This window comes from Mucilaginibacter pallidiroseus, from assembly GCF_007846085.1.
In the GTDB taxonomy this organism is placed as follows: domain Bacteria; phylum Bacteroidota; class Bacteroidia; order Sphingobacteriales; family Sphingobacteriaceae; genus Mucilaginibacter; species Mucilaginibacter pallidiroseus.
On record NZ_VOEJ01000006.1, the window covers coordinates 130,379 to 152,815 of the forward strand.

Annotated in this window: 23 protein-coding genes; 12 read left to right on the top strand and 11 right to left on the bottom strand. The window is 42.9% G+C overall.

What is annotated here, in order from left to right:
- Nucleotides 1-6: 6 nt before the first annotated feature.
- Nucleotides 7-822, bottom strand: a complete 816-nt coding sequence (gene panB / locus FPZ43_RS13275) for a 3-methyl-2-oxobutanoate hydroxymethyltransferase (RefSeq protein WP_146382414.1) — start codon at nt 820-822, stop codon at nt 7-9.
- Nucleotides 823-1,012: 190 nt separating this feature from the next.
- Between panB and FPZ43_RS13280 the strand changes: the two genes are divergently transcribed.
- The 3 genes from FPZ43_RS13280 to lspA all read left to right on the top strand — a co-directional run bounded on the left by FPZ43_RS13280 (nt 1,013) and on the right by lspA (nt 3,666).
- Complete coding sequence (locus FPZ43_RS13280; protein ID WP_146382415.1) at nt 1,013-1,384, top strand: hypothetical protein; 372 nt, start codon at nt 1,013-1,015, stop codon at nt 1,382-1,384.
- 485 nt (nt 1,385-1,869) lie between these two features.
- Nucleotides 1,870-2,970 carry a glutamine-hydrolyzing carbamoyl-phosphate synthase small subunit gene (carA, locus tag FPZ43_RS13285; RefSeq protein ID WP_146382416.1) on the top strand — a complete coding sequence of 367 codons (1,101 nt, stop codon included), beginning with the start codon at nt 1,870-1,872 and terminating at the stop codon, nt 2,968-2,970.
- A gap of 177 nt (nt 2,971-3,147) precedes the next feature.
- Entirely contained in the window at nt 3,148-3,666 is a 519-nt protein-coding gene (gene lspA, locus FPZ43_RS13290; RefSeq protein WP_146382417.1) for a signal peptidase II, read from the top strand.
- 9 nt (nt 3,667-3,675) lie between these two features.
- Here the strand turns inward: lspA and FPZ43_RS13295 are convergent, their stop codons facing one another.
- A complete protein-coding gene (locus tag FPZ43_RS13295; RefSeq protein WP_146382418.1) occupies nt 3,676-4,332 on the bottom strand; it encodes a LysE family translocator in 657 nt (218 codons plus the stop codon).
- A gap of 178 nt (nt 4,333-4,510) precedes the next feature.
- On the opposite strand from FPZ43_RS13295, the gene FPZ43_RS13300 reads away from it, so the two are divergent.
- Together FPZ43_RS13300 and FPZ43_RS13305 are read left to right on the top strand one after the other, a co-directional pair.
- Nucleotides 4,511-6,121 (top strand): MFS transporter, encoded by a 1,611-nt coding sequence (locus tag FPZ43_RS13300; RefSeq protein ID WP_146382419.1) that lies wholly within the window; start codon nt 4,511-4,513, stop codon nt 6,119-6,121.
- Nucleotides 6,122-6,204: 83 nt separating this feature from the next.
- A complete protein-coding gene (locus FPZ43_RS13305) occupies nt 6,205-6,663 on the top strand; it encodes a deoxycytidylate deaminase (RefSeq protein ID WP_186461837.1) in 459 nt (152 codons plus the stop codon).
- 350 nt (nt 6,664-7,013) lie between these two features.
- On the opposite strand, the gene cmk is transcribed toward FPZ43_RS13305, so the two are convergent.
- Nucleotides 7,014-7,685, bottom strand: a complete 672-nt coding sequence (gene cmk / locus FPZ43_RS13310) for a (d)CMP kinase (RefSeq protein ID WP_146382583.1) — start codon at nt 7,683-7,685, stop codon at nt 7,014-7,016.
- 81 nt (nt 7,686-7,766) lie between these two features.
- Between cmk and arfB the strand changes: the two genes are divergently transcribed.
- Nucleotides 7,767-8,180, top strand: a complete 414-nt coding sequence (arfB, locus tag FPZ43_RS13315; RefSeq protein WP_146382420.1) for an alternative ribosome rescue aminoacyl-tRNA hydrolase ArfB — start codon at nt 7,767-7,769, stop codon at nt 8,178-8,180.
- On the opposite strand, the gene FPZ43_RS13320 is transcribed toward arfB, so the two are convergent.
- From FPZ43_RS13320 to lon, 3 genes are all read right to left on the bottom strand, one after another.
- Nucleotides 8,173-9,129 carry a lipid A deacylase LpxR family protein gene (locus FPZ43_RS13320; protein ID WP_146382421.1) on the bottom strand — a complete coding sequence of 319 codons (957 nt, stop codon included), beginning with the start codon at nt 9,127-9,129 and terminating at the stop codon, nt 8,173-8,175. The two genes, arfB and FPZ43_RS13320, sit on opposite strands and share 8 nt — an antisense overlap.
- Before the next feature lie 69 nt (nt 9,130-9,198).
- Complete coding sequence (locus tag FPZ43_RS13325; protein ID WP_146382422.1) at nt 9,199-9,771, bottom strand: hypothetical protein; 573 nt, start codon at nt 9,769-9,771, stop codon at nt 9,199-9,201.
- A gap of 132 nt (nt 9,772-9,903) precedes the next feature.
- The gene (gene lon / locus FPZ43_RS13330; protein ID WP_146382423.1) at nt 9,904-12,384 is read right to left on the bottom strand and encodes an endopeptidase La; all 2,481 of its coding nucleotides are present in this window, start codon (nt 12,382-12,384) and stop codon (nt 9,904-9,906) included.
- A gap of 410 nt (nt 12,385-12,794) precedes the next feature.
- On the opposite strand from lon, the gene FPZ43_RS13335 reads away from it, so the two are divergent.
- Complete coding sequence (locus FPZ43_RS13335) at nt 12,795-13,418, top strand: tetratricopeptide repeat protein (RefSeq protein WP_146382424.1); 624 nt, start codon at nt 12,795-12,797, stop codon at nt 13,416-13,418.
- Between the two features lie 8 nt (nt 13,419-13,426).
- Here FPZ43_RS13335 and FPZ43_RS13340 read toward each other — a convergent pair whose 3' ends face one another.
- Both FPZ43_RS13340 and gpmI read right to left on the bottom strand, forming a co-directional pair.
- On the bottom strand, nt 13,427-13,978 hold the full coding sequence (locus FPZ43_RS13340) for a hypothetical protein (protein WP_146382425.1): 552 nt from the start codon (nt 13,976-13,978) through the stop codon (nt 13,427-13,429).
- Nucleotides 13,965-15,518, bottom strand: a complete 1,554-nt coding sequence (gpmI, locus tag FPZ43_RS13345; protein ID WP_146382426.1) for a 2,3-bisphosphoglycerate-independent phosphoglycerate mutase — start codon at nt 15,516-15,518, stop codon at nt 13,965-13,967. The genes FPZ43_RS13340 and gpmI overlap by 14 nt, the downstream gene beginning before the upstream one ends.
- 66 nt (nt 15,519-15,584) lie before the next feature.
- Between gpmI and FPZ43_RS13350 the strand changes: the two genes are divergently transcribed.
- The 5 genes from FPZ43_RS13350 to FPZ43_RS13370 all read left to right on the top strand — a co-directional run bounded on the left by FPZ43_RS13350 (nt 15,585) and on the right by FPZ43_RS13370 (nt 19,234).
- Entirely contained in the window at nt 15,585-15,977 is a 393-nt protein-coding gene (locus FPZ43_RS13350) for a DUF4783 domain-containing protein (protein WP_146382427.1), read from the top strand.
- Nucleotides 15,978-16,021: 44 nt separating this feature from the next.
- Entirely contained in the window at nt 16,022-16,870 is an 849-nt protein-coding gene (gene nadC, locus FPZ43_RS13355; protein WP_146382428.1) for a carboxylating nicotinate-nucleotide diphosphorylase, read from the top strand.
- Nucleotides 16,871-16,918: 48 nt separating this feature from the next.
- Nucleotides 16,919-17,566 (top strand): glycerol-3-phosphate 1-O-acyltransferase PlsY, encoded by a 648-nt coding sequence (plsY, locus tag FPZ43_RS13360; RefSeq protein ID WP_146382429.1) that lies wholly within the window; start codon nt 16,919-16,921, stop codon nt 17,564-17,566.
- Between the two features lie 9 nt (nt 17,567-17,575).
- Nucleotides 17,576-18,379, top strand: a complete 804-nt coding sequence (locus FPZ43_RS13365) for a M48 family metallopeptidase (RefSeq protein WP_146382430.1) — start codon at nt 17,576-17,578, stop codon at nt 18,377-18,379.
- An 81-nt stretch (nt 18,380-18,460) separates the two neighbouring features.
- On the top strand, nt 18,461-19,234 hold the full coding sequence (locus tag FPZ43_RS13370) for a YqjF family protein (RefSeq protein WP_146382431.1): 774 nt from the start codon (nt 18,461-18,463) through the stop codon (nt 19,232-19,234).
- A 1-nt stretch (nt 19,235) separates the two neighbouring features.
- Here FPZ43_RS13370 and FPZ43_RS13375 read toward each other — a convergent pair whose 3' ends face one another.
- From FPZ43_RS13375 to FPZ43_RS13385, 3 genes are all read right to left on the bottom strand, one after another.
- Nucleotides 19,236-20,501 carry an anthranilate synthase component I family protein gene (locus tag FPZ43_RS13375; protein WP_315897966.1) on the bottom strand — a complete coding sequence of 422 codons (1,266 nt, stop codon included), beginning with the start codon at nt 20,499-20,501 and terminating at the stop codon, nt 19,236-19,238.
- 74 nt (nt 20,502-20,575) lie between these two features.
- Nucleotides 20,576-21,853: an adenylosuccinate synthase gene (locus tag FPZ43_RS13380; protein WP_146382432.1), complete on the bottom strand. Its 1,278-nt coding sequence runs from the start codon at nt 21,851-21,853 to the stop codon at nt 20,576-20,578.
- Nucleotides 21,854-21,915: 62 nt separating this feature from the next.
- Entirely contained in the window at nt 21,916-22,386 is a 471-nt protein-coding gene (locus FPZ43_RS13385) for a Fur family transcriptional regulator (RefSeq protein ID WP_146382433.1), read from the bottom strand.
- Between the last annotated feature and the right edge of the window lie 51 nt (nt 22,387-22,437).

Here is a 22,437-nt window from a genome sequence, read left to right on the forward strand (position 1 = left end):
ACGCTGTTAATATTCTTCTTTTTCGCTCGGGAAACTTTTGGCTTTAACATCGCCAACATAGTTTTCAATAGCACCGTTCATAACATCAAACAGGTTGCTGTATTGGCGCAAAAAGCGCGGTTTAAATCCTTTATTGATGCCCAGCATGTCATGTATTACCAATACCTGGCCATCGCAATGCTGGCCGGCGCCAATACCTATAGTTGGTATGGCTAATGATTCGGTCACTTCTTTAGCCAACTTGGCGGGTATTTTTTCGAGCACAACACCAAAGCATCCAAGTTCCTGCAGTTTTAATGCGTCGGCTTTAAGCTTGGCCGCCTCGGCTTCTTCTTTAGCACGCACAGTATAGGTGCCAAATTTGTAAATAGACTGAGGTGTAAGGCCAAGGTGGCCCATTACCGGGATGCCCGCCGTTAAAATACGACTGACTGATTCGGCTATTTCAATACCTCCCTCAAGCTTTATAGCATGTGCGCCCGACTCTTTCATAATGCGAACGGCCGATGCCAACGCCTCTTTTGAGTTTCCCTGGTAGGTACCAAAGGGCAAATCAACAATAACCAAAGCACGGCTTGCCGCACGCACTACAGATGATGCATGATATATCATTTGGTCCAACGTGATAGGCAGAGTAGTTTCGTGACCCGCCATTACATTCGATGCAGAGTCGCCCACCAATATGCAGTCCATCCCGGCATTATCAACAATGGCAGCCATTGAATAATCATAGGCCGTAAGCATGGCAATACGCTCGCCACGGTTTTTCATTTCCTGCAGGGTATGGGTAGTGATCCTTTTGATCTCTTTATTTACAGACATGTGGTTTTATAATAAAGTATGCAAAGGTAGAAACTAATTTGAGGAATTGCAGCGCATAAAAACGCCGCCAATTATTTTAAAATCACGTAAAACTACGTGGTTTTATACGGTTTATTTTGTATTGTTTTGTGATGTACAACTGTTTGAAATAAATCCTAAACCTTTTCACAGTTAGTAATTGATTTGCTATATGGATCGTAATTCTGAAATTAAGGAGCCGGGGGGGATTGTAAGTAAGGCCATGCCTGCGTGCAATAAAAATTTTACTCCTTTTCAGAATTACTTTCTGTATAGTAATAATTCAACTCAAAAAACTCCTGCCAAACATCGCCCATACACTCGTATCGATGCGTTAACTACAGCTTTAAGCATTACTACCGGCTGGATAGTAGTGGCGGCTATTATTTACAGTATTATTTGTCAGCTCATAGGTGGCCCGGGCGTAAAGTCGGCTGTGATATATTTTGCCGCGCTTTGCTTGATATGCATATTACTGCGCAGGCAATTAAGCAATTACTTAAGTTATAACATCAGCGAAGCAAACATCCCTAAGCACCAATAATACCTTTAATAAAAATAAATTATTATTACTTCTTTTAGGAATAATAATTATCTTTAAGCAACCTTTCACAACCTGAATTATGAGTAAAACCTAAAACTCATAACGATGAAAAACCCCTGCTGCCGTGTGTGTAAGCGGCCACTTAAAGATCGTGTTTCGCGCGGCTTCTTTTTAAAACGTATTTTATTTTTTCTGCCTGTAAGGGTGTTTTTGTGCACAAATTGCCTTGCTAAAAGGTATGTTTTAGGCAGATGATGTCCGTAACGCTCATAGGTGTGAATACCATGAGCGCATGCTAAGGGATTATAACTTCTGCCGGATTTGACTATAAGCTAAAAAATCAAAAAAAGCGTTCCTTAATCCAATTTTTTAGCGTATTTTTGCGCCGTGAATAAAGAGGTGCTTAACTTCTGCCAAAGGGCATTTTTTCACGGAGCTTCGAGCCAGAAAATCCGAATCTATAATCCTTTCAATTTTTTTGCAAAATGAGTAATTACACAAAGTTACCCGCTGTATTATTATTGGCCGATGGTACCGTTTTTCACGGTAAAGCCGCAGGCAAAATCGGTACTACCACAGGAGAGATCTGTTTTAATACCGGGATGACCGGCTACCAAGAGATTTTTACAGACCCATCGTACTACGGGCAAATAATGGTTGCAACCAATGCGCACATTGGTAATTACGGTATCAACAACGAGGAAGTTGAATCGGAGCAAATACAAATTGCCGGTTTGGTTTGCAAAAACTACAACATTCAGTACAGCCGTAAACAGGCTGACGAGTCTATCCAGGATTATTTTCAGCAACAAAATATTGTTGGCATATCTGACGTGGACACCCGCCAACTGGTGCGCCACATACGTGATAAAGGCGCTATGAACGCTATCATCTCTTCAGAGATATTGGATTTGGATGAGCTTAAAGCAAGGCTTGCCGAAGCGCCTGACATGGACGGCCTTGAGCTTTCATCACAAGTGTCTACCCAAGAAACTTACACGTTTGGCGACGAAAATGCGACCTACCGTGTGGCCGTGCTTGACCTTGGTGTTAAAAAGAACATCCTGCGTAACTTTGATGATCGCGACGTTTTTGCGAAAGTTTACCCGGCTAAAACCTCGTTCGAGGAGATGGAAAAGGATTTTGCACCGTCAGGTTACTTTATCTCAAATGGCCCTGGCGACCCATCTGCAATGCCATATGCAATTGACACAGTTAAAAAGATCCTGGATACTGATAAACCGTTATTTGGTATTTGCCTTGGCCACCAGTTACTTGCTTTGGCTAATGATATCCCTACCAAAAAAATGTTTAATGGTCACCGCGGTTTAAACCATCCGGTAAAAAACGTAATCATCGATCATTGCGAGGTAACATCACAAAATCATGGTTTTGGTGTGGTACAGGAAGCTGTTCGCGCATCTGATAAAGTTGAAATTACCCACGTTAACCTTAACGATCAATCGATAGAAGGTATCCGCGTAAAAGATAAAAAGGCATTCTCGGTACAGTATCACCCTGAATCGTCTCCGGGTCCGCATGACAGCCGTTATCTTTTTGATGATTTTATTAATTTGATGAAGTAATACCGCAGTATCGGTACAGATATTATATGAAGCTCCGGCATAAGCCGGAGCTTTTTTTGTCGATAACAATCGAGGATGTATTATGCAAGTTGCGAATAGTCAAACAATTTTTGATGGCTTCATCGCTTCCAAACACGCATTAGCAATTATCCATTACTCTTTATACCTTCGCTGCCGATGAAGTTGAAAGGGACATCCCGCACTGTTTTTATTTTGTTATTCCTTGCGTTTAACTTTGGGTGCGATCAGGTAAGCAAAACAATTGTACGCACCAAGCTGGATTATTATTACCACCATACTTTCCTGGATAATCACTTTGCGCTGTATAAGGTTGAAAATGGCGGGGCATTTTTAAGTTTCGGTGGTACCCTGCCGCAACCCATCCGTATTTTTTTGCTGATGGTAATCCCTGCGCTGGCACTGGTTGGCGGCCTCATTTATATCATCAAAAACGATAAGTTCAGTATGCTTACCCTCACCGGCATTGTGGCTTGTATAGGTGGTGGTATGGGTAATTTGTATGACAGGATTGTTTACAACACGGTAACCGACTTTATGTACATCCGATTCTCGTCATCACTGCAAACGGGTGTTTTTAACCTGGCCGACGTTTCGATAATGGTAGGGGTGGGGTTGATGTTATTAGATATATTTTTAACCCGTAACGATGATAAGCAAGCCGAAGCCTCTGCTTAGATTGATGGGTTAACCCTCTATAGGTGCCGAAAAGATGAAGTGGGTAACCAGTTTATCCATCAGCACAAAAGCTGCAATTATTAATGCTATACCAGCCACCTCATTTAAACGGTGAACAAACTTTGGTGATATCTTGTCGCGCAGTTTATTGGCATAAAACGCTTTGGTAGTATCAAGGCCAAACTGCACAATCAGCACGGTTAAAAACATAATAGCAATCTTGAGTGATCTGTTGTGCACACCTTCGTGGTAAACGGTACTTGCTGCTCCTATTACTACCGTCCAATGAAACAGGATGGTTGGATTAAAAATGCACATCACAAAACCTTTTATAAAGTAGCCCGCCTTATTTACCTTCTGCGGCACAGCATTTTTATATTCAACATCGGCCTTTTTGAAAATGTAGTAGATACCTATCGAGAATAAAACCAGGCTGCCTACTATGCCGGCTATGGTTTTGTCGTGCGAGGAAACTTCAAAATATTGCGAACCGAAGAGGATGGCGCCTACAAAAACCATATCGCTGGTAACTACACCAAGTGCTAGGGCCACGCCTGCGTGAAAACCCTTATCGATACTGGTTTTGATTAACGCGAAGAAAACTGGCCCGGTCAAGAAAGTAAGCACTAACCCAAACCCGATACCCGAAAAAATGGCTTCTATCATCCAGTAATTTTAAAATTCTACAATAGTTGCCCAAAAGCAGGCTGCTAAGATGCAATTTTAATCAGTAAACAACCAAACTATGTTTCTGATTTACTAATTGAAAATTTTAGGCGCATTATTATAAAATTTCCGCTAAGTTAGCACGTCAAAAAACCAAGGTAAACCCATATTATAAACAATGGAACAAAACAACGCTAAAAGTAATGGTTCGGCATTATATACCATCATTACTGTGTTTTTCTTCTGGGGCTTTTTAGCCGCCTCAAACGGTATCTTTATTCCTTTCTGTAAAGCACACTTTAACTTATCACAGTTCGAATCGCAGTTAATTGACTTTACCTTTTATGGGGGCTATTTTATAGGTTCATTGTTGCTGTATTTCGCATCGGCCATTTCAAAGGTGGACATCCTTAACAAGATGGGTTACAAAAACGGTATCATATACGGTTTACTAATCTCGGCTGTAGGCGCTTTAATTATGGTGCCTGCCATTAATTCCGGCTCTTTCGGCTTTATATTGCTCACTTTCTTTATTATAGCGTTAGGTTTTTCGTTGCAACAAACAGCGGCAAACCCGTTTGTGGTTGCGCTTGGCAGCCCGGAGACAGGTACGCACCGCTTAAACTTTGCTGGTGGCGTAAACAACTTCGGTAGCATCATGGGGCCGGTTATCGTTAGTATAGTATTATTCGGTTCAGCGGCTGCTAAAATCCCTGCTGCAGACGTTAAAATATCATCTGTAAATAACCTCTACTTTATACTTGCAGGCTTATTCATACTGGTAGCTTTATTCTTCTGGATCTCGAAATTACCACGTGTAACAAGCGACGAAAAGATGGAGCCAAGCACAAAAGCCAACAGGCCTTTGGGTATTATATTTATTGCGTTTTTGTTGATTTTAGCTGCAACTCCACTTAGCAATGCTACAGGCTTGCAAACATCATATTTCGTTTACGCTTCGTTGGCAATTATCCTTATAACCCTTTTAAGCTCAATATCAGCATCTGCAAAAAGCAAAGAAGGTTGGGGCGCTATGCAATACCCACAATTGATTTTGGGTATGCTGGCTATATTCACTTATGTGGGTGTTGAAGTAACTATTCAAAGCAATATGGGTGCCTTGCTTGAAACGCCTGCGTTTGGTGGTTACAAAGCCGACCAGGTTGCGCCTTTCATATCACTTTACTGGGGTAGCTTGATGATTGGCCGTTGGACTGGTGCTATTGCAGCCTTCAACCTGTCAAAAACAGCTAAATTGCTGCTTACTATTGTGGTGCCTTTCTTTGCCTTTGGCGTTGTATTGTTTGTAAACGGCGTTACCGGTACAGTTGTAAGTAACCTGTTCCCATACGCAATATGTGTAGCAATATTGGTAATCGGCTTTATAATAGGTAATCAAAAACCAGTACGCACACTGGCTTTGTTTGGCATACTGGGTGTAATATTTATGGTTACTGGTTTATTGACAGAAGGTATGGTTGCTATATTTGCTTTTACAAGCGGTGGCCTTTGCTGCTCAATTATGTGGCCGTCAATCTTCTCTTTATCAGTTACCGGCTTAGGCAAATACACCAGCCAGGGCTCTGCATTTTTAATTATGATGATTTTGGGTGGATCAATTATCCCGCCGGTACAAGGTATCCTTGCTGATAGCGCGGGTATTCACTTATCGTACATTATACCGGTTATTGGTTTTGCTTACCTGGCCTTCTTTGCATGGAAAGCCGGTGCAATACTTAAAAAACAAGGTATTGATGTTGATAACATGGAAGCATCTGGCGGGCACTAGTGTTTAGTGAGTGGAGATTAGTGATCAGAGATTAGTTTATCACTAATTCACTGATAACTAATAACAGATAACCAATCTCTAAAATGAAACCCACCTTCGATAATATTTTTATGAATCTGGCAACCGACCTGGCTAAACGCTCACATTGCGTTAAAGCCCAGGTCGGTGCTGTTTTAGCCAAGGATACCCGTATCATATCAATTGGCTATAACGGCCCCCCGGGAGGCACCCATAATTGCGACGAGGAGTTCCCGGAACATGGCTGCCCGCGCGACTCGAAAGGCAGCTGCTCGCTTGCGCTACACGCCGAAGAAAACGCGATACTTTACGCGGTGAAGAACGGCGCTAACCTTGAAGGTGCTACCCTGTACACAACACTTTCGCCCTGCCTGCCTTGCGCGAGGCTAATCTTTTCGGCCGGTATAAAACAGGTTTATTTCGATAAATCATACGCCCAGTACAAAGGCTTACCCAGCGATGAAGGAGTGGACTTTCTAAACAAGTTTGGAGTAAATGCGGTTAAGGTGAGCGAAAGTGTTTAAACGGTTAATTGTAACTTGTAATGTCATTACGAGCGATAGCGCAGTAATCCCGTCGCTTGCAAATCTAAACGCGATGAGATTGCCACATCGCTGCGCTCTTCGCAATGACATGGTTGCCCATTATCCTGTGATGCTGAACGTAGTGAAGTATCTGTCGCCGATTGAATAGTCCGCCAACAGATTCTTCGCTCCCGCTCAGAATGACAAGCGGGTGAGTTGGCGGCATGAAAAATGAAGTGACTTCTAAAGTTGCCTAGTATAAAACGGGTCACCACGCAAGAGATTGCTTCGTATCTCGCAATGACGCGTTGCTTATTTAATTCTTCAAATTTTAAAGATTCGAGTTCTTACTACAACAACGGCTCCACCTTACCCAACGCAAATTCAAGTTGTTGCTCGGGCGTAAGGTTAGTGTTATCCAAAATAATAGCATCTGCCGCGCGCACCAATGGGCTTTCCGTACGCGTTGTATCTGCATAATCGCGGTGTGCTATGTTCTCAAAGATGTCTTCGAGTGTGATATCAGGGTTTTTATCGTGTATCTCTTTGTAACGGCGTTCGGCACGCACTTTTGGGTCGGCAGTCATGAATAGTTTAACAGGGGCGTTCGGGAACACGGTGGTGCCAATGTCGCGGCCATCCATCACAATGTTTTTTGATTTCCCCATGCGCTGCTGTTGTTTAACCATTTCGCGGCGAACGGCTTTTATGGCCGATACCTCGCTTACCTTATCAGATACAGGCATCAAACGGATCTCGTCAGATACTTCTTCCCCGTTAAGTGTTATATGGGTTTCGTAATCGCGCGAATGGAAGTTAAGATGAATGTTTTTTAAGGCTTCTTCTACCTGTTCGGCGTCCTGAGAATTAATGTCGTTCCTTAAAAAATACAAAGCAACGGCACGGTACATTGCGCCGCTGTCAACGTAAATAAACTGAAGCTTTTTAGCCAGGGCCTTGGCTAAGGTGCTTTTGCCGCATGACGAATAGCCGTCAATAGCCACTACAATATTGTTGCTCATCTGTAAATACGAAGTTACGTTTTTTGCCATTAAGTTTAGCGTGGACCAATACATCGGCCAAACAAATCATTAAATTTGAACATGAACTTTAATAAAGCCGATCTGCAAAAAGAGGTTAGCTATAAAACATCGCGTAGCGGCGGCAAAGGCGGGCAAAACGTGAACAAGGTGTCTACCAAGGTGGAGTTGCTTTTTAGCATCGATGATTCCATACTGTTTTCTGACGAGGAGAAAGAAATTTTATCGCTTAAACTGCAATCACGGTTTAACAAGGATGGCCTGGTGCAAGTGGTTTGCGACGAAGAACGCAGCCAATATTTAAACAAGGAAATAGCACTTGAAAAACTTGCTGTAATGCTTGCCAACGCTTTAATAAAACAGAAAGTGCGTAAGCCGTTAAAAGTTAGCAAAGGCGCAAAGCTCGAGCGATTAGGTAACAAACGCATACAGTCTGAAAAGAAACAAAGCAGGCGCAGTAATTTTGATCTTAATTAAACCTGTACAAAGCTGTTAGTGTTCCCCACTGGTGTTTGCGGGCCATGCTTTTTACCTCTTTTGTATCAAACACTGCACCTACATCAAATACAAATCTGCTGGTGGTAATGCCTACGCCAACCTTCTGGCTCAATACAACTGGTTTTATGTCGCCGGTTATTTCCATTGTGCCTGCTTCTGGGTGATCTTTAAACAAGCTTCCTTGTACGGTAGCATCGTAGGCTACAAAGTTTACCTGCGGCTTGTAATACAAGAAAAATTCATGTTTATGCAATAGGGAGCCTTCGTCGGTTTTGCCCGCGGTACTTTGTGTACTTACCGATTGAAACAGTTGATTAAAGTTTCCTAAACGTATCATAGGCCCCAGGCCTGCACCTGTAAAGCCCGTACCTAAATTTCCGTATGACGCAAAGCTTATATCCCCGAATGAGGTGCGGCCAAGAAGACGGTTATACTCGGCACTAAGGTTCAACTGAACATCGTTACGAACCTGGTACTGCCAGGTATTAAGCTCATAAAAGCCGAAAGTGTCGTGGATGAAGTTTTGAATTTGCTCGCCGCCTGATGCCCGGCCAACTATGCCTATGGCCGCGCTAAGTTTAAGATTGCTTTCGTTTTTGTAAAGCATGTTCAAGGTTGACGCCGCGTACAGATAACCTGCTACCGGTCTGTCGATGTATTGCGCAGACGGCAACCTGCCCGATTGTGCATTGAATAGTTTTTGCCCCAGCTCGAAGCCTAATATTTTATTGGCCAGTTTGGAGTCGCTTTTAACATCAAGTGCCTGACGGTAATACAGGAAGAAGCCATTGGTATAATAGCGGTCGCTGCCCTGGCCCAAAAACGAATCGTTATCTGACTGGAAGCCGGCTTCTTTTGTGCGGTTTTGCGCATACAGGCTGCTGCCTGCAAATACGCAGATTGCTAAAGTAAAAAGTTTAAGTTTCATTTAGGGCTGATATATAGGGCTAAAATAAATAAAGCGGTTGATTAAACCGCTTTATAAGAAAAACTGACTTTAAAATGTGTAACCAAAACTTATGTAAGGCCAAAATGGATAAAATTCATGGCCTGTTATAATTGGGCTATTGCCTGCCCGAAAGTTAAATCCACCGTCGGCAGGTTGATAGCGGTAACCAAAGTTAAGTGTGCCATAGATACCGGTTTTGGACCTTGGATTGGTGTAATAAAAATTGCCATAGATGTTAACCACATCATAGTCTTGCTCAAAAAAAACATCATTTGTGTTGGCGTTATAAAATGTAAGGCCACCACCTACCTCAAAATACTTACCGCGTTTGCCTGCAAGGTAATTTAACACCAATGGCACGGTAAAAATCTTTTCGCTGCCAGAGTGGTAATAGCTGATGCCTGCACGGGCACCCCAGCCGCTTTGCTTTTTGGCAAAGCGCCAGTCGTAATTTACAGAATAAACAGCCCCGGGGCCAAGCAGCTCAAAGTAGAAGTTCTCGGCACGTTTGGTGTTATACAAATTTTTAATGGAATCTTGCTCGGTTAACTTCTGAGCGTTGGCAGCAAAGTTGCACAGGCAAATAAATGCCGCCGTTAACAGCGTGATAGGTTTAATCATAATAGGGTTTTAAGCGATATGAAGATAGCGCTTTAGCAGAAAAATACAGCTTTTTTTACACCAATAATTTTAATGATAAAATGAAAAAAGGCCGGTATCTCTACCGGCCTGTAATTTTTATGCTTAAACAAATTAGCTTACCACCACAACAGGTGCGTCTTTAGTCTTTACCGTCAAATCAAGCGGGTTCGATACCGTTTCGTCAAGCAGGGCAAGCTTTATCACATCGCGCATATCAGTTACGTAATTAAACTGCATGTCTTTGATGTAATCTTCTTTAATCTCAAGGATATCCTTTTGGTTTGATCTGCAAAGAATAATCTCTTTAATATTGGCCCTTTTAGCTGCCAATATCTTTTCCTTAATGCCACCTACCGGCAATACACGGCCACGCAAAGTGATTTCGCCCGTCATGGCAAGGTTAGCTTTCACCTTGCGTTGTGTAAAGACAGATACGAGTGCAGTAAGCATGGTAATTCCTGCCGAAGGGCCATCTTTTGGCGTTGCACCGGCAGGCACGTGTACATGCACATCCCATTGCTCAAATAATTTTGCATTGATGTTAAATTCGGCAGCGTGGGCACGCAGGTAAGCAAGGGCTATGGTAACCGACTCCTTCATCACGTCGCCAAGGCTACCTGTAAGGGTAAGTTTGCCGTTACCGGGGCTCAGGCTCGCTTCTATATACAAAATATCCCCACCTACCGATGTCCATGCAAGGCCTGTTACCACACCGGCAGTATCATTGCCTTCGTAAAGGTCCTTATCAAAAATAGGGGCGCCCAATATTTTCTCAACGTCTTTTTTAGAAACGGTGGTGTTGTATTCCTCCTCCATGGCGATGCTTTTGGCGATGCCGCGTACAACCGAACCGATCTTCTTTTCCAATGAGCGCACGCCCGATTCGCGGGTGTACTCATCAACCACCTTTTCTAAAACATCATTTTTTACAACAATGTCTTTCGGGCCAAGGCCGTGTGCCTCGCGTTGTTTCGGCAGCAGGTGACGTTTGGCTATCTCAACCTTTTCTTCAATGGTGTAGCCGTTTACCTCGATGATCTCCATCCTGTCGAGCAAAGCGGGTTGAATGGTACTTAACGAATTGGCCGTTGCAATAAACATCACGTTTGATAAATCAAAATCCATCTCCACGTAATGGTCGTAAAAAGTGCTGTTCTGTTCCGGATCAAGCACCTCAAGCAAGGCTGACGATGGGTCGCCGCGGAAGTCGTTTCCTACTTTATCAATCTCATCCAATATAAATACAGGGTTGGCTGCGCCAGCCTTTTTTACCGATTGGATAATACGGCCCGGCATTGCACCAATGTATGTTTTGCGGTGCCCGCGTATCTCGGCTTCGTCACGCACGCCACCAAGTGCCATGCGCACATACTTACGACCCAGTGCTTTGGCTATTGATTTACCCAATGATGTTTTGCCCACACCCGGAGGGCCAACCAGGCAAAGGATAGGGGCCTTCATATCATGCTTGAGTTTAAGCACAGCCAGGTATTCTATAATACGCTGTTTAACCTTATCAAGCCCAAAGTGGTCTTTATCTAAAACCTTTTGTGCACGCTTTAGGTCAAAATTGTCTTTTGTAAATTCATTCCATGGCAGGTCAAGCAATAATTCAAGGTAGTTGATTTGTACCGAGTAATCTGCCGCTGCGGGGTTTATGCGGGTTAGTTTTTCAAGCTCTTTATTGAAGTGCTCCTTTACTTCTTTGGCCCACTTTTTAGTTGCCGAACGTTTGCGCAGGTTTTCTATTTCCAGATCGGGCGTGGTGCCACCCAGCTCTTCCTGTATGGTTTTAAGCTGTTGGTTTAAGAAATAATCGCGCTGTTGCTTATCCAAATCTACACGTACTTTCGTCTGGATCTGATTTTTTAGTTCCAGCATTTGCAGGTCAAGCGTTAAATGCTCAAGCACCATATTAATACGGTCGCGCAGGGCCGGGGTTTCCAGCAATGCCTGCTTGGCAGCCATATCGGCATTCATGTTTGATGATATAAAGTTGATCAAAAATGAAGTGCTTTCAATATTACGAATAGCAATGCCAGCTTCGCTGGGTATATTAGGAGATAGTTGTATGATGCTCATGGCCATATCCTTCACAGAGGATACCATGGCCTTAAATTCTTTATCTTCTTTTCCTTTTTTATCTAAAAATGGCTCAACGGTAGCTTTTATATAAGGCTCGGTTTGTACCTCTTCTTTTAAAACAATACGTTTTTTGCCCTGCAATATCACGGTTGTGTTTCCATCCGGCATTTGCAGCATTTTTACGATAAGTGCAACGGTACCTACTTTGTGTAATTGGTCAAAAGACGGGTCCTCTATGCTTACGTCCTGTTGCGCAACAACACCAATAAGACGGCTGCTTTTGTTAGCGTCGCGAATTAATTTAATTGATTTATCGCGGCCTACCGTGATTGGAATTACCACTCCGGGAAACAGCACTGTGTTGCGTAGGGGAAGTATAGGTAATGTATCTGGAACCTGCTCATTATTCATTTCCTCCTCATCCTCTGATGACATCAGTGGGAAAAATTCGGAATCTTCATTTATAGCGGGCATAGTATTTTTAAAATCAAATGGATCGTAACTCATTAATTACCTTTTTTGTGTTGATAGCAAGCGCCATTATGGCAGGGCTAAAGCGATGAGCCCGTATACGAACAGCTTTACTATCAATTTGAATTATACAAATATACAGTTTCAACAGCCGTGCCAATATGGATGTTAATTAGTTTTAAGTGTTGTGTATGTATATAAATGGTTGATATTATGCGTTTTATGTGGTTTTTCACACCGTCAATATTTAAACATGCCCTTTAACTTAGTGTGAAAAAAAGTCAGCAAAGGACGAAGTTAAGCGCAGAGAAAAAATTTAAAACGTTGTAAATGAGTGAATGAAGAACAATGTTTACATTTTATTGAAGAAAATATCGCTACCATATAATAATTTACGCCTTTGTTAGTTTATGTATTGTTAACGGTAATACCCTTTATACTACTGCATGAAGCTGTCGGCTATTATTTCCCTTATCATTTTTACATCTGTCGAATCATTGTCGGCCCAGAACGCTTATGTGCGCCTTGGCCAGCAAGCATTTATGGATGGTAATTTTAAGGCCGCCGTGAAACAGCTGGAAAAGGCTTGCATGGTTGATACTACCAATGCCAATGCATACTGGATGTTAGGTTATTCCTATTACCACAGCGAAAACTATCGTAAATCAATTGCTGCCTTTACCAAAGTGATATTTATCAACCCGGTAGATGCCACCGCATATTACTATCGCGCGCGTGCCAAGGGCTTTTTAGGTAAAGATACCTACCTGTCACCTTCTGAACGTGAGAGACACCTGTTAGGCGCAATTTTCGATTTAACTAAAGCCGTAGCTATCGATCCGGGAGAAGCTATAAAATGCTACCAAACAAGGGGTATTGCTTATCGTGAATATGGCGTGTTTAAATTAGCGCCGGGCGCAACCTTTGATAAGGTGCGTGGCATTAATTCGTTAAAAGCTTCGGTTGCTGATCTTGAGAAGGTGTTACAGAATAATCCTGATAGGTCAGATATTTCTTCGCTTATCGAGCTATCAAAAGAGAAGCTGGCTACCGCAACCGGCCACCATTAATATCTTTTTTAAAACTTTCCTTTTATTTCGTAACTGTTAGCACCAATAACTTTTACCGTTTGGATTTTATTGATGATGTAGCAGGAGTCGGGATAATAACTCAATCGTTCCGAGGTGTTGTAAAGCAGGTTTTTTGTATCGTTTACAACAACTACCCCCGTAACTTTGCCATCTTTTTTGCTGATAACCACTTCGCGGGTTTTAAGCTCGGGTAGTTTGGCTTTATAAGTAACTGTGTTAGCCGATGAATCGATGCTGTAGCTGGATTTCCAGGCGGGTTTGTTAATGTCACTCTCGGTAAATGAGCTTAGCTCACGCTCCCAATTACCAATGGAAAGCCGTTTGCTTTCGGTGGTGCCATTGTGCTTTACGCTTTTATTCACCAAAGGGTTTTGTGCCTGTAGCTTATCGGCCTGGGTCTTAAAATATTCTTTTATATCAAAGTATTTAAGCTCGGCACCAGTTTCTTTTATCTCGGGTTTACAGGCGTATCCGCAGCAGAGCAGCAGGGACAGGCCTGTAAACGAGACGTATTTTTTTAACGGTTTATACCAATACATTACCGGTCATTTCTGCAGGTATCTGCACGCCCAATATCTGTAATACGGTAGGGGCGATATCGCCTAATTTACCATCTTTAACAGCTTTTACATCATTATCAATAACAATGCAAGGCACCAGGTTGGTAGTATGAGCCGTATTAGGCGATCCGTCTTCATTAATCATGTAATCGGCATTACCGTGATCAGCAATGATGATGAAAGAGTACCCGTTTTTTAAACCGGCTTCAACCACAGCCTGGGTGCAGGCGTCAGCAGTTTCGGCAGCTTTAACAACAGCTTCGAACACACCTGTGTGGCCAACCATATCCGTATTGGCAAAGTTAAGGCATACAAAATCTGGCCAGCCGGCTTCCAACTCGGGGATAATGGCGTCACGTATACCTTCGGCACTCATTTCGGGTTGAAGATCATAAGTGGCCACTTTTGGCGATGGTACTAACAAGCGCTTTTCGTTCTCGAACTCTTTTTCGCGGCCACCCGAGAAAAAGAATGTTACGTGCGGATACTTCTCTGTCTCAGCAATACGGATCTGTTTTTTACCGGCGCTCTCCAAAACTTCGCCCAATGTTTGGCTCAAGTCATCCTTACGGAAAACCACCTTTACATTTTTAAAGGTATCATCGTACGATGTCATGGTAACATAGTCGATATTCAAAGGCTTCATATCATACTCCGGAAATTCCTTCTGGGTTAAAGCCTGTGATATTTCACGACCCCTGTCTGTACGGAAGTTGAAGCAGATAACCACGTCGCCATCTTTTATAACAGCAACAGGGCTGCCATCTTCGTCAACCTTTACAATAGGTTTGATAAATTCGTCGGTTACACCCTCGTTGTATGATTGTTGTATAGATGCCAGTATATCATTAGTATGTGCGCCCTGGCCTTTAACCATCAGGTCGTATGCCAGCTTAACGCGCTCCCATCGATTGTCGCGGTCCATAGCGTAGTAACGGCCAATGGCTGATGCCAACCTAACGGGCGAATCGGCAATGTGGTGTTCAAGTTCGCTTATAAAACCATGGCCCGAGTTTGGGTCGGTATCACGGCCATCTAAAAATGCGTGTACAAAAACGCGCTGCAGGTTAAGTTGCTTGGCAGCATCTGTAAGCCCCTTAACGTGGTTAATGTGTGCATGTACGCCGCCATCGCTCACAAGGCCAATTAAATGCAGATCTTTATCATTCTCTTTAGCATAGTTGAAAGCGCTTAAAAGGGTTTCGTTCTGCGTAAACTCGTTATCAGTAACGGCTTTGTTTATGCGGCCAAGCTCCTGGTAAACTACGCGGCCGGCGCCCAAATTCATGTGGCCAACTTCGGAGTTACCCATCTGTCCCTCGGGCAAACCTACGGCCAGGCCCGATGCCTCAAGTTTTGAGTTGGGATATTTTTGCAGTATGCTGTCAAAAAACGGCGTGTTTGCCGCCACAATAGCGTTCGAATCGTCGTTACGGCCATATCCCCAACCGTCAAGGATAATTAAAGCGAGTTTTTTGTTATTTTCCACGTTGCAAATATAAAACCACAGTTTAAACATTAAAGCTTATACCCTGTTATTTTTTGTGCAACTATTGCGTATTTTGTTTGTCTATTACATACAGTTATGAAACCGAGGTACACAACATTGATATTGCTGCTGCTAATGCCTGCCATTACAATGGCTGGGCCTATTGACAAGGTTGCCGAACTGATTAAGCAGGGAAACACGCATGCCATTGCGCAGTTTTTTGCGGCCAGCCTTGATGTTAGCATCATGGACAATGCCAATGTTTACTCGAAACAACAGGCTGAGTTGGTGCTTGATAAATTTTTTAAAGAAAACAAGCCGCAGGCGGTTAAAATTATTCACCGGGTTAACTCCAACTCCAGCTACAATTATGCCGTTTTAACCATGCTTACCGATAAGGGAAAGTACCGGATTGCTTTTACACTAAAGGGTACGGGTGAAGCAATGCAAATGATAGAACTACGTATAGAAACGGAAAAACCTAATTAGTCGGCAATTGTTCTTACTTTTGAGGCCTACTTACGAATAAGGATTTGAACAAGGAACTTTTACACCAATTTATAGTATCGGCATTAAGTGAAGACGTTGGCGACGGCGACCATACTTCATTAGCAACTATACCCGCCGGTAAGCAAGGCAAAGCAAAATTATTAGTTAAGGACAACGGCATACTTGCCGGTGTTGAACTGGCACGCGAAATTTTTGCCGTGGTTGATCCGGCTTTAACGCTTGAAGTGTATCTTAACGACGGTGATAAGGTTAAATATGGCGATGTAGCTTTCGAGGTAACCGGCGATGCACGCAGTATACTTACTGCCGAGCGCCTTGTGCTTAACTGCATGCAGCGCATGAGTGGCATAGCCACCAAAACCCATGATATAGTAAAACTATTGGCAGGCACAAACACCAAGGTGCTAGACACGCGCAAAACCACACCGGGCCTGCGTTACCTCGAGAAATGGGCTGTGCGTATTGGCGGCGGCACCAACCACCGGTTTGGATTGTATGACATGATCCTGATTAAGGATAATCATGTTGACTACTCGGGAGGAATAAGACAGGCTATTGAAAATGCAAAGGTTTATTTGAAAGAAACCAACAAAGACCTGGCTATTGAGATTGAGGTGCGCAACATCGAAGAACTTGAGCAGGTAATACAAACCGGCGGTGTGCAGCGCATTTTAATTGATAACTTTAATTTTGATGACCTGCGCCAGGCTGTTAAAATAATTGAGGGAAGATATATTACCGAAGCATCGGGCGGCATAACTATCGATAACATCCGTGATTACGCAGATTGTGGTGTAGATTATATATCTGTAGGGGCGCTTACCCACTCGGTAAAAAGTTTGGATTTAAGCTTAAAAGCCGTTAAATTATAATAATTATATTGCGTTAGTATAACATCAATTTAATATTATTGCAGGCAGATGCTATCAATCTACTCGATTTCGGCGCTTATTCTTGCTTATCTCTTTGGATCAATCCCCACAGCCGTGTGGATTGGACAGGCTTTTTACAATGTTGACGTAAGGGAATACGGAAGTGGTAATGCAGGCGCAACCAACACCTTCAGGGTGCTGGGTAAAAAGGCCGGCATACCCGTAATGCTGCTCGATATTTTAAAAGGGTGGACAGCTACCAATCTTGCTTATGTTATAGGCGTATCCACAACGGGGCCATATAATTCTGTAGCATTTGTAAATTATGAACTTGCTTTGGGTATAGCCGCTGTAATGGGCCATTTGTTCCCGGTGTTTGCGGGGTTTAGGGGCGGTAAAGGTATAGCTACTCTTTTTGGAATGATATTAGCTATAAACCTGCCGGCTGCTTTGCTTTGCGTTTGCGTATTTATTGTAACGCTGCTAATAACACGGTATGTATCATTAAGCTCCATACTGGCAGGTTTTACATATCCGCTGGGTGTAACATTTGTTTTCCCTGTGTATATAAAATCGGTCATCATCTATGGCATGTGTATATGTGTACTTATACTTGTTACGCATCAAAAAAATATAGAACGTTTACTAAAGGGCAAAGAGTCAAAAGTTAACTTATTTAAAAAGAAAACCGCCTGACTTAACACCATGAAACACCTAAAACTATTTGCTGCTACGGCTATCGCCTCGGTAGCTTTGTACGCGTGCTCAACTGTGCCGCTAACAGGTCGTTCACAACTAAGCCTTGTTAGTGACGACCAAATTAATCCGGCTGCCGCCGCAAGCTATCAGCAATTATTATCGAGCCCATCAACCAAAGTAATCAATTCAGGTACCGACGCTCAACGTGTAAAACGTATTGGCGGGCAACTTGCCTCCGCTATTGAGCAGTATCTACGGTCAAACGGTTACGCCGATCAGTACAAATTTAACTGGGAATTTAACTTGATACAAAGCCCTGAGGTAAATGCATTTTGTATGCCTGGGGGTAAAGTAGCTGTTTACAGCGGTTTGCTTCCGGTTGCAAAAACTGATGCCGGTTTAGCCGTGGTAATGGGCCATGAAATTGGCCACGCAATTGCACGCCACTCTGCCGAGCGTATGTCGCAAGAGTTGGCTTTGCAGGCTGGAGGTAGCGCCGTAGGCGCTGCAACAGGTAATAAATCTGCCGTGACCCAGGCACTTGTTAGCCAGTTGTATGGCGTAACAGGCCAATTAGCTTTATTAAAATATTCACGCAGCCAGGAATCAGAAGCCGACAGATTAGGCCTTACCTTTATGGCAATGGCCGGTTACAACCCAAATGAGGCTGTTGGTTTTTGGCAACGTATGGCAGCCCAAAATAAAGGCGGAGCGCCGCCAGAGTTTTTAAGCACCCACCCAAGTGATGCAACCCGTATAGCTAATTTGCAAAAGCTTATACCGGAAGCAATGAAATATTACAAAAGATAATCTAATCTATAATATTAAACGGCCGCTAAACAGCGGCCGTTTTTGTTTCGAACCAATTTTTGCAAATGCTGTTATTGCTACATGGCCACATCTAAATCGCGCTTTTTAACTGCACAATGGCGCAACCTTGTAATGCTGAACTACGAGGTTGATCCCGAAATACTAAAACCCTATTTACCGGCTTTTACCGAGATTGACTTTTGGGAGGGCAAGGCACTTGTTAGTATGGTGGGCTTTTTATTTAAAGAAACGAAAGTGTTAGGTGTAAAATGGCCGTGGCATGTAAACTTTGAGGAAGTGAACCTGCGGTTTTACGTGCGCCATTTTGATGGTAAGCAATGGAAGCGTGGTGCCGTATTTGTAAGCGAGATTGTACCCAAGCCGGTAATCGTGCTTATTGCCAATAATTTGTATAAAGAACATTACCGTGCATTGCCCATGCGACACTCTATTAGTAAACAGGGTCGCGACCAGACAAATTTTTTATACGAATGGAAGCTAAACGGCAGATGGAATAAGTTAGGAGCAACCGTTCGTAACAGCTTGACGCCTATTATAGCGGGAAGCCAGGAAGAGTTTATATTTGAACATTACTGGGGTTACAACAGGCTTACAGATAGTAAAACCATGCAATATGAGGTTGAGCATGTAGCCTGGCAAATAGCCGAAGTTACCGATTATGTTTTTGAAGCTGATATTGCAGCGCTTTACGGTAAGGCATTTGTACCGTATTTAAGCAAACAACCATATTCGGCCTATTGGGCCAGCGGATCGGACATTGCAGTAAGGATTGCGGATAAATTGTTGTTTGCACCGGTGCTGCCGGATGCTATGACCGAAGATGTAGCGAATTAGCTTACAATTTATCCACGCCCAGCACATTTAATATAGCCTTTGCTTTTAACAAACACTCTTCATATTCTTTTGCTGCATCGGCATGATAGGTTATGGCACTGCCAACCTGAAAGGAAAGGTATTTGTTGGTCGAGTTATAAAGCAATGTCCTTATCACAACGTTGAAGTCAAAGTCGCCGTCGGGGGTAAAATAGCCGATAGCTCCGCTGTAAACGCCGCGTTTGCTGCGCTCAAATTTCTCCATCAAACGCATCGCGCTTATTTTGGGTGCTCCCGTCATGCTACCCATGGGAAAGGTGTTTTTGATAGCATCTATAGCAGTAACATTATCCCTAAGTTCGCATACAACCGTCGATACCATTTGATGCACTTGTTTAAATGTTTGGATACCAAATAACTCTTCAGTTTTTACCGTGCCGCGTTTTGCAGAGAGGGTGAGATCGTTACGGACGAGATCTACAATCATCACATTTTCCTGCAGCTCTTTTGGATGGTTGCGCAGTTCTTCAATTATGGTTTGGTCAACCAGTTTATCGCTATCCCTGCGGGCCGTGCCCTTTATAGGCTGAGATATCAATTTATTGCCTCGCTTTGCCAAAAAACGCTCCGGCGATGCACACATAATATAGTTACCCTCCCACTTAAAAAATGAAGAGAAAGGGGTAGGGGATAAGGAGTTAAGTTGCGTGAATACTGTTTGCGGATCAATCGATGTCCCTTCTGCATAAAATTCATGGCAAAAGTTGGTTACATATATATCGCCCCGGTTGATGTGGGTCTTTATCTGTTCGACGGTGCTTATATATTCCTGTTTATCAAAACGGGCCTTTAATTCTACACGCGGCTTTGTGGTATAGTTACATAGTTTTATAGCGGCTATCGTATCAAAAGCAGTAACATCGCCATTGATTTCAATCGTGTTGTCTTTAATTGTTATAACAATTTCAGGCGCGAAAAAATATAAATCAGGAAAGGTCAACCCATCATAATTGCCAGAGCTAAGTACCTCAACTTCATTTTTTAGATCATAGCCGAAAAAGCCTGTTATAAACCCAGGGTTTTGTGCTTTAAAATGATTGAGTTGATCAAAAGCATTGCCAGCGTTAGCCTTGACTTGCGCCTTGGCACCAACGGCAATGAGTGTATCAAATTTGCCGTAGGGATCGGTAAAGTTGTTGCTGTCGAGGTAGCAAAGGGTATCGAAAGTGTTTGCCCACTGAAAGGCCTTTTGTTTAAAAAGCTGAAGATCGTCTGCCTCGAATATCACGGTGCAAAGATAGTTAACCGAGAAATAAAAAAGGCTCCGTTACTACGGAGCCTTTGAATAATATTGTTGATAGCTTATTGCAATACCAATGTCTGCTTTCTGTCGGGGCCTACAGATAACCATTTTACAGGTACTTGTAGCTCGGCTTCTAAAAAGTCGATGTATGATTGCAGCCTTTCAGGAATCTCGTTCAACTCGGTAATACCTGTTAAATCTTCGTTCCATCCATCAATTTCTTTCAATACAGGTTCAGCTTCAACAGAGCAGATATCGTATGGCATATAATCAATCTGTTCGCCCTGGTAATTGTAATGCGTGCAGGCATATATTTTATCAAAGCCGCTTAAAACATCAGCCTTGGTCATTACCAATTGGGTAACGCCGTTAAGCATTATGGCATATTTTAAAGCCGGCAAATCAATCCACCCGGTACGGCGTGGCCTGCCTGTGGTGGCGCCAAACTCGTGGCCAATCTTGCGTAGCTCTTCGCCGGTAGCATCGTTTAATTCGGTAGGAAACGGGCCGCCACCAACGCGTGTGCAATAAGCTTTAAATATGCCTATCACATCGCCGATTTTGCTAGGAGCGATACCTAAACCAGTACATGCACCTGCTGCAGTGGTATTAGATGACGTAACAAACGGGTACGAGCCAAAGTCGATGTCAAGCATAGCGCCCTGTGCACCTTCTGCCAATACCTTTTTACCATCTTTAATGTAACCGTTAACCAAGTGTTCGCTATCAACCAAAGGGAATTGTTTTAGCAACTCAATTGCCTCAAAAAATGCTGCTTCGCGCTCACTGAAGTCAGCAACCTCACCATAAAGCGATTGAAGCATTGAGGTATGTTTGTCAACCAGTTTTTGATACTTATCTTTAAAATCGACAAGGGTAATGTCGCCTATGCGCAAACCGTTACGGCCGGTTTTGTCCATATAAGTTGGGCCAATACCTTTAAGGGTTGAGCCAATTTTGCCGTCGCCCATTTTCTTTTCAGATGCAGCATCCAAAAGCTGGTGGGTAGGTAAAATCAGGTGCGCCTTTTTGGCAATCATCAGGTTTTTTTTGGCAAGCAGGTCATGCCCTGCATCTTTCAATTTATCAAGCTCTTTTTTAAGCGTAATAGGATCAATTACAACACCATTACCAATCAGGTTCATGGTGTTATCAAAAAATATACCTGAAGGAATGGTGTTTAATACAAACTTTTTGCCTTCGAACTCCAGCGTGTGGCCGGCGTTAGGACCACCTTGAAAGCGGGCAATAAGGTCATAACCTTTGCTTAAAACATCTACAATTTTACCTTTACCTTCGTCGCCCCACTGGAGGCCCAATAATACGTCAACAGCCATTAATTGAAAATCTTTATTCCGCAGAAAAACAGAAATAAGTTAAAAATTGAGTTAAGAGTAATTTATGATACTTTACGGTCGCAGTGGCCTTCGCGTAGCTTAGTGCAGTTGCCGTAAAGGTTTAAAGAGTGGTGCTTAATATCGAATTTTAAAATGTCGCCCATCATGCTTTGTATCTGCTGTATGCGCGGGTCGCAAAATTCTACAACCTTGCCGCAATCAATGCAAATAATATGGTCATGCTGTTTGTACCCGTATGATTTTTCGAACTGGGCCATGTTTTTACCAAACTGGTGTTTGGTAACCAAATCGCATGATACCAGCAGCTCGAGTGTGTTGTAAACCGTAGCACGGCTTACACGGTATTTTTTATTTTTCATGTGGATATACAATGATTCCACATCGAAATGATCGCTTCTTGAATATATTTCTTCAAGTATGGCAAAACGCTCCGGGGTTTTCCTGAGGCTTTTATTTTCGAGATAAGCCTCAAAAATTTTTTTTACCAACGCAATGGTTTCCTGTACAGGCATAATGTTAATTTAACGAAACAAAGGTATTAAATTTTTTTAGTTGATTGAGTT